At 67.6% G+C, this 11,925-nt stretch carries 11 protein-coding genes; 2 read left to right on the forward strand and 9 right to left on the reverse strand.

Going from position 1 to position 11,925, the window contains the following annotated elements:
• Nucleotides 1–52 precede the first annotated feature (52 nt).
• On the reverse strand, nt 53–1,474 hold the full coding sequence (locus WS96_RS09905; protein WP_059832267.1) for an NAD(P)/FAD-dependent oxidoreductase: 1,422 nt from the start codon (nt 1,472–1,474) through the stop codon (nt 53–55).
• Nucleotides 1,475–1,750: 276 nt separating this feature from the next.
• On the opposite strand from WS96_RS09905, the gene WS96_RS09910 reads away from it, so the two are divergent.
• Nucleotides 1,751–2,398, forward strand: coding sequence for a TetR/AcrR family transcriptional regulator (locus WS96_RS09910; RefSeq protein WP_059832378.1), 648 nt, complete (start codon nt 1,751–1,753; stop codon nt 2,396–2,398).
• A 71-nt stretch (nt 2,399–2,469) separates the two neighbouring features.
• Here WS96_RS09910 and WS96_RS09915 read toward each other — a convergent pair whose 3' ends face one another.
• From WS96_RS09915 to edd, 4 genes are all read right to left on the reverse strand, one after another.
• A complete protein-coding gene (locus WS96_RS09915) occupies nt 2,470–2,973 on the reverse strand; it encodes a gluconokinase (protein ID WP_059832268.1) in 504 nt (167 codons plus the stop codon).
• A 13-nt stretch (nt 2,974–2,986) separates the two neighbouring features.
• Nucleotides 2,987–4,348 (reverse strand): GntP family permease, encoded by a 1,362-nt coding sequence (locus WS96_RS09920; RefSeq protein ID WP_059779191.1) that lies wholly within the window; start codon nt 4,346–4,348, stop codon nt 2,987–2,989.
• A gap of 217 nt (nt 4,349–4,565) precedes the next feature.
• The gene (gene eda / locus WS96_RS09925) at nt 4,566–5,192 is read right to left on the reverse strand and encodes a bifunctional 4-hydroxy-2-oxoglutarate aldolase/2-dehydro-3-deoxy-phosphogluconate aldolase (RefSeq protein ID WP_059832270.1); all 627 of its coding nucleotides are present in this window, start codon (nt 5,190–5,192) and stop codon (nt 4,566–4,568) included.
• A gap of 19 nt (nt 5,193–5,211) precedes the next feature.
• Entirely contained in the window at nt 5,212–7,068 is a 1,857-nt protein-coding gene (gene edd / locus WS96_RS09930; RefSeq protein ID WP_059832272.1) for a phosphogluconate dehydratase, read from the reverse strand.
• A gap of 294 nt (nt 7,069–7,362) precedes the next feature.
• Here edd and WS96_RS09935 point away from each other — a divergent pair, with 294 nt between their 5' ends.
• Nucleotides 7,363–8,208 carry a MurR/RpiR family transcriptional regulator gene (locus WS96_RS09935; protein ID WP_034206404.1) on the forward strand — a complete coding sequence of 282 codons (846 nt, stop codon included), beginning with the start codon at nt 7,363–7,365 and terminating at the stop codon, nt 8,206–8,208.
• Between the two features lie 97 nt (nt 8,209–8,305).
• On the opposite strand, the gene WS96_RS09940 is transcribed toward WS96_RS09935, so the two are convergent.
• The 4 genes from WS96_RS09940 to WS96_RS09955 all read right to left on the reverse strand — a co-directional run bounded on the left by WS96_RS09940 (nt 8,306) and on the right by WS96_RS09955 (nt 11,915).
• The gene (locus WS96_RS09940) at nt 8,306–8,728 is read right to left on the reverse strand and encodes a CopD family protein (RefSeq protein WP_095211718.1); all 423 of its coding nucleotides are present in this window, start codon (nt 8,726–8,728) and stop codon (nt 8,306–8,308) included.
• A 23-nt stretch (nt 8,729–8,751) separates the two neighbouring features.
• Nucleotides 8,752–10,023: a glutamate-5-semialdehyde dehydrogenase gene (locus tag WS96_RS09945; RefSeq protein WP_059832274.1), complete on the reverse strand. Its 1,272-nt coding sequence runs from the start codon at nt 10,021–10,023 to the stop codon at nt 8,752–8,754.
• Between the two features lie 227 nt (nt 10,024–10,250).
• Complete coding sequence (holA, locus tag WS96_RS09950; protein ID WP_059791857.1) at nt 10,251–11,345, reverse strand: DNA polymerase III subunit delta; 1,095 nt, start codon at nt 11,343–11,345, stop codon at nt 10,251–10,253.
• 18 nt (nt 11,346–11,363) lie between these two features.
• Entirely contained in the window at nt 11,364–11,915 is a 552-nt protein-coding gene (locus tag WS96_RS09955; protein WP_006476923.1) for an LPS-assembly lipoprotein LptE, read from the reverse strand.
• Between the last annotated feature and the right edge of the window lie 10 nt (nt 11,916–11,925).

Raw genomic sequence — 11,925 nt, forward strand, 5'->3', positions numbered from 1 at the left:
TGCGAGCGATCGCATCGGTTTTTTTCATGGGCGCTCGCGCGCGGGACGCAGATCAGAACGAAATCATCCGGCCCGGGTTGAGTGCGCTCATCACGCTCATCGCGGCCTTCGCGGCGGGAATCGCGATCGGCGACAACTGCCGGCCGAGCGGAATCGTGCGGTGGTCGATGCCCGTGAGCATCGAGAAATCGTCGTTGCGGCCGACGAAATCGTCGCAGATCGCCTTGCCGATCCGCACCGTCTGCGCGACGCCGTGCCCGCTCCAGCCCTGCACCATGTACATCGGCACGCGGCCGTCGGTCTTGCGGCTGTCGGTGGCGCCGTTCAGCGTGAAATCGCTGACGCCGCTCCAGCAGAAGTCGAGCGCGAAGCGGCCGTCGGCCTGCGGAAACACCGTGTTCAGCCGCGTCAGCAGATACGCGTTGACGTCGGGCTGCGCCCAGCAACTGCCGGTGCCCTGCCCGCCGAACAGCAGGCGGTTGCCGCGCACCGGCCGGTAGTAGTCGATCTGGAACTGCGTGTCGTACACCGGCATGCCGGCCGGCATCAGCGTCGCGACGTCGACGTCGAGCGGCGCCGTCACGCTCACGTACGTGAAGAACGGCACCGTGGTCGCCGCGCCGTCGTCGAGCAGCCGGAACGTCGTGTTGTGCAGCGCGAGCACGACGCCGCGGCGCGCGGTGATCGTGCCGCCCGGCGTCGTGGCGACGATGCCCGCGGGCGTCTCGTCGAGTTCGCGCACCTCGGTGCCTTCGAACAGCGCGCCGCCGTTCAGCCGGAAGCCGTGCACCATGCCGCGCACCAGCGCGAGCGGGTGAATCTGGCCGCCGATCGCATCGATCGCCGCGCCGTGGTACAGCCCGGCGCGCACGTATTCGTCGTGCAGTTGATGGCGGCCGACGAGCGTCACGCCCGCATCGCCGAGATGGCGGCGCGCATCCGCGCCGTCGAGCAGCGCGCTCATGTGGCCGGGGTGAACCGCCGCCGTGACGTGGCCGCGCTTGCGGTCGAGATCGAGCGCGTAACGCGCGCCGATCTCGTCGATCAGGTCCATCGACTCGGCGGATGCGAAGCGCCACAGCCGCTTCGCATCGTCGTGCGACAGGTGATCGATCATGTCGGCGGCTTCCCAGCGCGCGAGGCCGGGCGTCAGTTGGCCGCCGTTGCGGCCCGACGCGGCCGAGCCGACGTGATGCTTGTCGACGAGGATCGTGTCGACGCCCGCTTGCGCGAGGTGCAGCGCGGCCGATGCGCCGAGCAGGCCCGCGCCGATCACGAGCACGTCGCACACGGCGTCGTGCGCGAGCGGCGCGCTGTTTTCATGGCGCGACAGCGACGCTTCGTACCAGTTGGCCGGACGCTCGCCGTCGTAGCGGGCCGGATCGCACCAGTTCCAGTTGTCTTTTTCGATGGTCAGTTGCGTTTGCTCGAAACGCGCTTCGCCCTGGATCAGGGGTTTGTTATCGGACGTCATGATTGCACTTGCATGGTCTTGGGCCGCCTGTCGAAGAGCCTTCTGGCTTCGCGGGTGGGGCAGCCGGTTCCACTTGGGTGTCAACGAGAAAAGAGGCGCGAGGGCCCGTGTTGACGGCGGACACGCTCGTGCCGCCTGGATCCCGGACTGTGCGAACGCACGTATTGAAAGGTGCCGGGACACCCAATTTCTACACCGCAGAAATAATTCTACAGTGTAGAATAAGCTTTCGTCAAGTTTACAGCCGGCGCGATGCCGGCCGGCCAGCCCGTCTCGATGAAAGACAAACCCGCCCAAGGCCCGCGCGGCCTCGACAAGGACGCGATCGTCGCGGCCGCGCTCGCACTGCTCGAAGACGTGGGCGAAGCCGCGTTCAGCGTGCGCAAGCTCGCGCAATCGGTCGGCTGCGATCCGATGAGCGTGCTGTATCACTTCAAGTCGAAGGAGGGCCTGAGCCGCGCGATCGCGAATGCGCTGTCGCGCTCGCTCGTGCCGGTCGATCCGTCGCAGCCGTGGCGCGAACGGCTGCGCGACCTCGCGCGCCAGTACCGCGCGCTCGCGCTGCGCTACCCGGCCGCGTTCGCGCTGCTGCAGCGGCACATGAGCACGGGGCCGGCCGATCTCGCGCACATCGAGGCCGTGCATCGCGCGCTGACCGACGCCGGTATCCCGCGCGCGGCGCTGCCGTCGGTATGCGTCGGCTGGTACGCGAGCGTGATCGGCCTCGCCGCCGCCGAAGCGGGCGGGCTCACACGGCCCGCGAACGACGTCGAGCTCGCGGAAATGCAGGCGCTGCCCGACGCCGGGCATCCGCTCGTCAAATCGGCCGCCCCGCTCTATGCGCAGCTCGATCCGGCCGTCGTGCACGACACGATGCTCGACGTGCTGCTCGACGGCATCGCGCAACGCGCGCGCACCGCCTGACCGGCGTACGCGCCGCCAACGAAAAAGGCGCCCGAAGGCGCCTTTTTCATGACGACGGCCGCGAACCACGCTCAGTGCGGGTGCGGCAGACCGATCTTCAGCATGACCTGATCGACGATCTGCTCGGGCGTCAGCTCGATGCTGACCTCGATCGCTTCGTCCGGGCCCGGCTCCTCGAGCGTATCGAGCTGGCTTTTCAGCAGCGACGGATCGAAGAAATGGCCGGTGCGGCTCTTCAGGCGCTCCTGCAACACCTCGAACGAGCCCTTCAGATACACGAACCGCACGTCGGTATCGGCGCCGCGCAGCACGTCGCGGTACGAGCGCTTCAGCGACGAGCACGTGAACACGGCCGTCTCGCCGGCGCGCTGCTTGTCCTCGATGGCCGCGCGAATCGTGCGCAGCCACGGCCAGCGGTCTTCATCGGTCAGCGGAATACCGTGGTGCATCTTTTCCTTGTTCGCCGCGCTGTGAAACGCGTCGCCATCGGTATAGCTGCACGACAGGCGTTCCGCCAGCATTTCGCCGATCAGCGACTTGCCCGCGCCCGACACGCCCATTGCGATCAGAATCATTGACTACCCCTTGTTACAGAACCATGCTCAGCAGCAACGTGAAGCTGAGACCGAGCACCGAGATGATGGTTTCAAGCAGCGACCAGGTCTTGAACGTCTGACCGACCGTCATCCCGAAGTATTCCTTGATCAGCCAGAAACCGCCGTCGTTCACGTGCGAGAAGATCAGCGAGCCCGAGCCGGTCGCGAGCACCAGCAGCTCCGGGCTGACCGTCGTGCCGGCCGCCGCCGCGATCGGCGCGACGATGCCGCAGGCCGTCGTCATCGCGACCGTCGCCGAACCCGTCGCGAGACGCATCAGCGCCGCGACGAACCAGCCGAGCAACAGCGGCGACAGGTGCGCGTGCTTCGCGGTCTCGACGATCTGCTGCGAGATCCCGCTGTCGCGCAGGACGCCGCCGAAGCCGCCGCCCGCGCCGACGATCAGCGTGATGCCGGCGATCGGCGCCAGGCACTCGCCGCAGAACTTCTGGATCTGATCGCGGTTGAAGCCCTGCAGCTTGCCGAACGTGAAGAAGCTCACGAGCACGGCGATCAGCAGCGCGACGTCCGAGTTGCCGGCAAAGCGCAGCAGGTTGTTCGGCAGCGACTTCGGCGCGAACACCAGGTCGGCCCAGCTGCCGACGAGCATCAGCACGACGGGCAACAGGATCGTGAACAGCGTGATGCCGAAGCTCGGCAGTTCGCGCTTGCGGCCATCCGCGTTCGAATCGACGAATTGCGATGCGAGCGGGTTGTTGTCCGGCAACTTCACGAACTTCGAGATCGTCAGCGCGAACAGCGGACCCGCGATGATCGCGGTCGGCACGCCGACGACCAGGCCGAATGCGATCGTCTTGCCGATATCGGCGCCGTATTGCTGGACGGCCAGCAGCGCGGCCGGGTGCGGCGGGATCAGCCCGTGCACGACCGACAGGCCGGCCACCATCGGCAGGCCGACGACGAGCAGCGACTTGCCGGTGCGCTTCGCGACGTTGAACGCGATCGGGATCAGCAGCACGAAGCCGACTTCGAAGAACACCGGCAGGCCGACGATGATCGCGACGAACATCATCGCCCAGTGGATGTTCTTTTCACCGAACCAGTCGATCAGCGTGGTCGCGATCCGTTCGGCGCCGCCCGATTCGGCCATCATCTTGCCGAGCATCGTGCCGAGGCCGACGACGATCGCAATGTGACCGAGCGTGCCGCCGGTGCCCGTTTCGAACGACTTGACGATCTTGTCCATCGGCATGCCGACGACGAGGCCGAGGCCGAGCGAAACGATGATCAGCACCAGGAACGGGTAGATCTTGTAGCGCGCGATCATCAGGATCAGCGCGGCAATCGCGATCAGCGTGAATACGAGCAGCATGCTGCCTTGGACGGCCCCCATGTGGCACTCCTCCTAGAATTGTTCGAACCGGGCGAGTCGTTGCGAGTATGCCCGGCTATGCAGGTCTCCGAAACACGGGGGTACCCCCCCGTCAGGACGCTGAATTTTACTTATCTTTGCGATCCGCGGATAGAACCGGTTCCATCAGCAAAAACCCTCGGTAAAACAAGCACTAAGCGCTCGTCTCCGAGGGTTGAACGGTCATCCGGTACAAGTCTTAGCGGGGAAGCTGGCTCGCCGCTTGCGCGAGACGCGTGACTTCCGCCCAGTCCTGCGCGGCGAGTGCGGCCTTCGGCGTGAGCCACGAGCCGCCGACGCACACGACGTTCGGCAATTTCAGGAAGTTCGGCGCGGTGTCGACCGTGATGCCGCCGGTCGGGCAGAACTTCAGCGCCGGGAACGGACCGTGGAACGCCTGCAGCATCGGCACGCCGCCCGCCTGCTGCGCGGGGAAGAACTTCACGATCTCGTAGCCGAGTTCGAGCGCCTGGATGATGTCGCTCGGCGTCATCACGCCCGGCAGCAGCGGCAGACCGGCGTCGAGCGACGCGAGATGCAGTTCCTTCGTCAGGCCCGGCGACACGCCGAATGTCGCGCCCGCGCGCTTGGCCTGCGCGCAATGCTCGGGTTTCGTGATCGTGCCGACGCCGACGACGATGTCGTCCGCGAGCTGGCTCGCGCGCTGGATCGCCTCAAGGCCCGCCGGCGTGCGCAGCGTGATCTCGAGCACCTTCACGCCGCCCGCGTGCAATGCCCGCGACACGTGTTCGCCCTGCTCGACCGAGTCGAATGCGAGCACCGGAATGACCGGGCCCAGCTTCACGATTTCAGCAATCGTCTTCATTGAATTGGCTCCTTGAAATTCATGCGGCGACGCTGACGGCCGTTTCGCCGACCAGCGCCCCGAAAACCGATGCGCCCTGCTCGGCCGGCGCGGCCGCCGCGCGGAACACGCCGAACAGTTCGCGCCCGAACCCGACCTCGTTCTCGGCCTGGTGCTGCGGCTGCGCGACCGGGCGCGCTTGCCATTCCGCTTCGTCGACCTCGATGTCGAGCACGCCGGCTTCCGCGTCGATCACGAGCGTATCGCCCGTCTTCACCTTGCCGATCGGGCCGGCCAGCAGCGCTTCCGGCGACACGTGGATCACCGCCGGCACCTTGCCCGACGCGCCCGACATGCGGCCGTCGGTCACCAGTGCGACATGGAAGCCCTGATCCTGCAGCACGCCGAGCAGCGGCGTCAAACGGTGCAGCTCGGGCATCCCGTTCGCGCGCGCGCCCTGGAAGCGCACCACCGCGACGAAATCGCGCTTCAGTTCGCCGCGATCGAACGCTTCCTGCACGGCCTCCTGCGAGTCGAACACGATCGCGGGCGCCGTCACCTTGCGGTGCTCCGGCGCGACCGCCGAGATCTTGATCACGCCGCGGCCGAGCCGGCCCTGCATCAGGCGCAGGCCGCCGTCCGGCTGGAACGGGTCGCGAATGCCGCGCAGCACCTTCGTGTCGTGGCTCTCGGCCGCGCCGTCGACCCACGTGAGCTTGCCGTCGATCAGCTTCGGCTCCTTCGTGTAGTGCGACAGGCCCTTGCCCGCGACCGTCGTCACGTCTTCGTGCAGCAGCCCGCCTTCGAGCAGGTTGCGTACCAGGAACGCGACGCCGCCCGCCGCATGGAAGTGGTTCACGTCGGCCTTGCCGTTCGGGTAGATCTTCGCGAGCAGCGGCACGACGGCCGACAGCTCGTCGAAGTCGTTCCAGTCGATCAGGATGCCGGCCGCGCGCGCGATCGCGACGAGGTGCAGCGTGTGGTTGGTCGAGCCGCCCGTCGCGAGCAGCGCGACGATTCCGTTGACGATCGCCTTTTCGTCGATCACGTGGCCGATCGGCGTGTAGTGGCCGCGCTCGACGGTCAGGTCGAGCACGCGGCGCGCGGCCTCGGCCGTCAGCGCGGTGCGCAGCGGCGTATGCGGGTGAACGAAGGCCGAGCCCGGCAGGTGCAGCCCCATCAGCTCCATCAGCATCTGGTTGCTGTTCGCGGTGCCGTAGAACGTGCAGGTGCCGTGGCCGTGATACGCGGCCGATTCGGCTTCGAGCAGCGCGTCGCGGCCGACCTGGCCGGTCGCGAACTGCTGGCGGATCTTCGCCTTGTCGTCGTTCGACAGGCCGCTCGTCATCGGGCCGGCCGGCACGAAGATCGTCGGCAGATGGCCGAACTGCAGCGCGCCGATCAGCAGGCCCGGCACGATCTTGTCGCAGATGCCGAGGCAGAGCGCCGCATCGAACATGTTGTGCGTGAGCGCGATCGCCGTGCCCATCGCGATCGCCTCGCGCGAGAACAGCGACAGCTCCATCCCCGGGTTGCCCTGCGTGACGCCGTCGCACATCGCCGGCACGCCGCCGGCGAACTGCGCGACCCCGCCGTTTTCGCGCGCGGCCGCCTTGATGATCTCGGGGAAATCCTTGTACGGCGCATGCGCGGACAGCATCTCGTTGTACGAGGACACGATGCCGATGTTCGGCTCGCGGATCGCCTTGATCGCGAACTTGTCGTTGCCCTCGAGGCCCGCGAAGCCATGCGCGAGGTTCGCGCACGACAGCGCGCCGCGCGCCGGGAACTTGCCTTGCGCGCCGTCGATGCGCTGCAGATAGGCGGAACGGGTCGATTGGCTGCGGGCGATCACGCGTTCGGTGACCTTCGCCAGAGTGGGGTGCAGCGACGTCATGCTGGGCGCTCCTGTATGCCGGCCGACACCGGCGGTTGGAATCGTGGGGACGGTCGAGCTTCGTCGATCGAACGAAGGCAGTCTAGTAGAAAAACTACAAGCACGCAATGCCGATCGATTCGCACGCAACCGTTATTCCCGCCACCAGCAAGGGTTTAATCAGTGAAAACCCTAATCCCGCTTACCGATCCCGCACCGAAATCGTCGTGGCAGGGCTAGTATTTTCATGTAGATTTTCTACAATTCGATTGCGATACACTCGCTCATCCGAACCCGATTTCCCGATGCCGTCCCATGCTGCCCCGCATTGAAGCGATCCGCGCCGAGTTGCGCCCGTCCGAGCGCAAGCTCGCCGACTACATTCTCGCCGCGCCGCGCGAGGTGCTCGACCTCGCGATGACCGAGCTGTCGACTCGTGCGGGCGTCAGCCAGCCGACGATCGCGCGCTTCTGCCAAGCGCTCGGCTGCAGCGGCTTTCGCGAATTCAAGATCCGGCTCGCGCAGAGCGTGGCGCCGGGCGTGTCGTCGGTGTACCGCGACGTCGAGCCCGACGAACCGGCGCCCGGCATCATCGGCAAGGTGTTCGACCGCACGATCGGCGCGCTGATCGAAGTGCGCAACAGCCTGTCGGCCGGCAGCGTCGCCGACGCGATCGCGCTGCTGTCGAACGCGTCGCGCATCGAGTTCTACGGCGCCGGCGGCTCGGGCATTGCCGCGCAGGACATCCAGCACAAGTTTTTCCGGCTCGGCGTGCCGAGCGTCGCGTATTCGGATCCGCACACGTTCTCGATGTCGTCGGCGTTGCTCGGGCCGCACGACGTCGTCGTCGCGATCTCGAATACCGGCCGCACGCGCGACATCGTCGACGCCGCGCGCTCCGCGCTCGCGTGCGGCGCGAAAGTCGTCGCGATCACGCAGAGCCACTCGCCGCTCGCGAAACTCGCAACGGTCAGCCTCGCGTCGAACGTCGCCGAGGAAACGGACGTGTTCTCGCCGATGACGTCGCGGATGTCGCATCTCGCGATCGGCGACATTCTCGCGGTCGGGGTCGCGCTGTCGCGCGGGCCGGCGCTGATGGAGCGCGTCGGCCGCGCGAAGGAAGCGATCACGCGGCGCCGGATCGACGACGCGAAGGATTGAGCCGGCGACGCACGGAACCGCCCGTCAACGAACAACGGCGCCCCGAGGGGCGCCGTTGCGCATGATTCGGCGGCGACGTCACCGCCGGCCGCGCCGCTCAGAACGGCTTGATCACCACCAGCGCGACCGCGGCGAGCATGCCGAGCACCGGCAGTTCGTTGAACACGCGATACCACTTGTCGGTGCGGCGGTTCTCGCCGCGCTCGAACACCCGCAGCAGGTGCCCGCAATACGCGTGGTAGATCACGAGCAGCAGCACCACCGTCACCTTCGCATGGATCCAGCCCTGCCCCTGCCCGATGCCGATCGCGAGCCAGAGCCACAGCCCGCAGGCCAGCGCCGGCACCGCGATCATCGTCATGAAGCGGAACAGCTTGCGCGCCATCAAGAGCAGGCGCCGCACCGCGGCCGGATCGGTCTCCATGGCCAGGTTCACGTAGATGCGCGGCAGATAGAAGAGCCCCGCGAACCACGCGGCGATCAGAACGATATGGAACGTCTTGACCCAGAGCATTGCCATTGGTGATGCGCCTCGTTGTTGACTTACTGACGGCCTTCGCCGTGCCCGAGCACCACGTATTTCAGCGACGTCAGCCCTTCCAGGCCGACGGGGCCGCGTGCGTGCAGCTTGTCGTTCGAGATGCCGATTTCCGCGCCGAGGCCGAATTCGAAACCGTCCGCGAAGCGCGTCGACGCGTTGACCATCACGCTCGCCGAATCGACTTCGCGCAGGAACCGCATCGCGCGGTCGTGATCCTCGGTGACGATCGCATCGGTGTGATGCGAGCCGTAGTGGTTGATGTGCTCGATCGCGGCGTCGAGCCCGTCGACGACCTTGATCGCGAGCACCGGCGCGAGATACTCGGTGTGCCAGTCTTCTTCCGTCGCGTCGACGAGCGGGCCGACGCCCGCATCGGCGAGCACCGCGCGCGCGGCCGCGTCGACGCGCAGTTCGACCTGCTTGTCGCGATACAGCTTGCCGAGCGGCGGCAGCAGCGTCGCCGCGATGCCGCTCGACACGAGCAGCGTTTCCATCGTGTTGCAGGTGCCGTAGCGGTGCGTCTTCGCGTTGTCGCAGACGGTCAGCGCCTTCGCGAGATCGGCACGGTCGTCGACATACACGTGGCAGATGCCGTCGAGGTGCTTGATCATCGGCACGCGCGCCTCGTTGATCAGCCGTTCGATCAGGCTCTTGCCGCCGCGCGGCACGATCACGTCGACGTATTCGGTCATCGTGATCAGCTTGCCGACCGCCGCGCGATCGGCCGTCGCGACGACCTGCACCGCGTCCTGCGGCAGCCCGGCCGCCTCGAGCCCTTCGCCGATCAGCTTCGCGAGCGCCGCGTTCGACTCGAGCGCTTCCGAGCCGCCGCGCAGGATCGTCGCGTTGCCCGACTTCAGGCACAGCGCGGCCGCGTCGATCGTCACGTTCGGGCGCGACTCGTAGATGATGCCGATCACGCCGAGCGGCACGCGCATCTGGCCGACCTGGATCCCGCTCGGGCGGAACTTGAGGTTGCCGATCTCGCCGATCGGATCGGCGAGCGACGCGACCTGGCGCAGCCCTTCGACCATCGTCTTCAACGCCTTGTCCGACAGCGTCAGGCGGTCGACGAACGCGGCATCGAGCCCCTTTTCGCGGGCGCGGGCGACGTCGCGCGCATTCGCCTCCTTCAGCGCCTGCGCGTCGCGTTCGATCGCGCGGGCCACGGCGTCGAGCGCCGCGTTCTTCGCGGCCGTGCTGGCGCGCGCCATCGCGCGGGAAGCGTGCCGGGCGCGACGGCCCAGGTCGGTCATGTACTGATCGATATCCATCGTGTGACTCGAGAAGCGAGCCGCGCGGAGCGGCATGAATTCGTGGGGAAGCAGGGGCAGGCCATCCGGGGCCGGCCATCCGGGGGCCGGCCATCCGGGGGACGACCCTCCGGGCGCGACGGTCCGCGGGACAGCCATCCGTGCAGGGCGGCGGCCGACAGGCCGCTGCCTGCCATCGAAGCATTGTAAGCGGGTTGCGCAGCGCGCGCTGAAGGCCCGGAAGGGACTTAGCGTCGCACGCGACCCGCGGTCGGCGGTCGCTCGCCGCGGGCGCCCGCGACCGTCATCGCGAGCTGGAACAGCCCGTCCCACGGGTCGGGCGGTGGTTCGTCCTGCGTGCGGCGGCCCGGCGCGACGGCCGTGAGTCCCTTGACCTGCCGGTCGAGCTTCGCGGCGAACGCAAGCGCCTTTTCGAGCACCGCTTCCGACACGCGGTTCAGCGCGGGCGCGATCAACCGCTCGCGCGGCCCCCACACGCGGTTCTCGCGCAGCAGCGTCGCGAGCGGCTTGCCGGCCGTCGTGCCGCGCTTGATCCGCAGCAGCGTGCGCAATTCCTCGACGACGGCCCACATCACGAGCACGATCGCCTCGCCCTCGCCCTTCAGCCCGTCGATCATCCGCGCGAGCCGCGCGGCGTCGCCGGCGAGCATCGCTTCGTTCAGCTTGAACACGTCGTAACGCGCGACGTTCAGCACCGCGTCGTGCACCTGTTCGAACGACAGCGCGCCCTGCGGATACAGCAGCCCGAGTTTCTGGATTTCCTGGTGCGCGGCGAGCAGGTTGCCCTCGACGCGCTCCGCGATGAACTGCAGCGCGCGGCGCCCGTCGTCGCCCGGCGCGGCGCGCTGGCCCTGCATCGCGAGTCGCTGGCCGATCCAGTTCGGCAACTGCGCACGGTCGACCGGATCGATCTTCAGCGCGACACCGCCGTTCTGCAGCGCGGTAAACCACGCGGATTTCTGCGTGGCCGCGTCGAGGCGCGGCAACGTGACGAGCATCAGCGCGTCCGGATTGGGCGTGGCCGCGAGCGTCTTCAGCGCATCGGCGCCTTCCTTGCCGGGCTTGCCCGACGGAATGCGCAGCTCGATCAGCTGGCGCTCGCCGAACAGCGACATCGCCTGCGTCGCGCCGAGCAGCACGCTCCAGTCGAAGCCGCGCTCGACCGTATGCACCGAACGCTCGGTGAAGCCGGCCGCGCGCGCGGCCGCACGAATGCGGTCGCACGCCTCCTGCGCGAGCAGCGGCTCGTCGCCGTAGACGGTATAGAGCCCGGCCAACCCCTTCGCGAGGTGCGGCTCCAGCGCATCAAGTCGCAATTGCATCGCTGCGTGCGCCCGCGATCAGAGCGGCGGCGGCGGCAGCGGCGCGCGCGGCGCCACGCCCGGCACCACGTCCTCCGGCGCCGGCGTCAGCGAGTGGACGATCGCGAGACGCCGCATCAACTGATCGACCGCGTCGTTCTGCATGTCGCCGTACAGGATGTCGGCTTCCTGCGCCTTCGCGTTCGTGTACTGGTCGCTGTACGTCATCGCGCGGTTCAGCGCGATCGCGCTCGGCGGGATCAGCACGGTGCCGTCCTTGCTCGTCAGCGTGTAGTTCAGCGTGTAGAACAGCGCGTATTCCTGCGCGGAGCCGTACTTGTTGAGCGTCAGCGTGTTCTGGCCACGCGACTCCCACATGCGCAGCACGGCGTCGGCATCGTCCGCCGACTTGACGATCTTCGTGTCGCTGCCGGCCTGGACGAGGCGCGTGAGCCGCGCCTCGACGGGCGCCGGCGCACCGGCCACGAACAGGTGCTTGAACGCGTAGTCCTGCTGGCCGCGCAACTGGAAGCCGCATGCCGACAGCACGACCGTGCTGCCGACGAGCATCAAAAACGATCTGCGGATCACCTTCGCTCCT

Source organism: Burkholderia sp. MSMB1835 (assembly GCF_001526365.1).
Classification (GTDB): domain Bacteria; phylum Pseudomonadota; class Gammaproteobacteria; order Burkholderiales; family Burkholderiaceae; genus Burkholderia.

Excerpts from the sequence above, each read along its gene's own strand:
- WS96_RS09910 (WP_059832378.1), top strand. The coding sequence starts at position 1,751 with ATGAAAGACAAACCCGCCCAAGGCCCGCGCGGCCTCGACAAGGACGCG.
- WS96_RS09935 (WP_034206404.1), top strand. The coding sequence starts at position 7,363 with ATGCTGCCCCGCATTGAAGCGATCCGCGCCGAGTTGCGCCCGTCCGAG.
- holA (WP_059791857.1), bottom strand. The coding sequence starts at position 11,345 with ATGCAATTGCGACTTGATGCGCTGGAGCCGCACCTCGCGAAGGGGTTG.
- eda (WP_059832270.1), bottom strand. The coding sequence starts at position 5,192 with ATGAAGACGATTGCTGAAATCGTGAAGCTGGGCCCGGTCATTCCGGTG.
- WS96_RS09920 (WP_059779191.1), bottom strand. The coding sequence starts at position 4,348 with ATGGGGGCCGTCCAAGGCAGCATGCTGCTCGTATTCACGCTGATCGCG.
- WS96_RS09905 (WP_059832267.1), bottom strand. The coding sequence starts at position 1,474 with ATGACGTCCGATAACAAACCCCTGATCCAGGGCGAAGCGCGTTTCGAG.
- WS96_RS09945 (WP_059832274.1), bottom strand. The coding sequence starts at position 10,023 with ATGGATATCGATCAGTACATGACCGACCTGGGCCGTCGCGCCCGGCAC.
- WS96_RS09915 (WP_059832268.1), bottom strand. The coding sequence starts at position 2,973 with ATGATTCTGATCGCAATGGGCGTGTCGGGCGCGGGCAAGTCGCTGATC.
- WS96_RS09940 (WP_095211718.1), bottom strand. The coding sequence starts at position 8,728 with ATGGCAATGCTCTGGGTCAAGACGTTCCATATCGTTCTGATCGCCGCG.
- edd (WP_059832272.1), bottom strand. The coding sequence starts at position 7,068 with ATGACGTCGCTGCACCCCACTCTGGCGAAGGTCACCGAACGCGTGATC.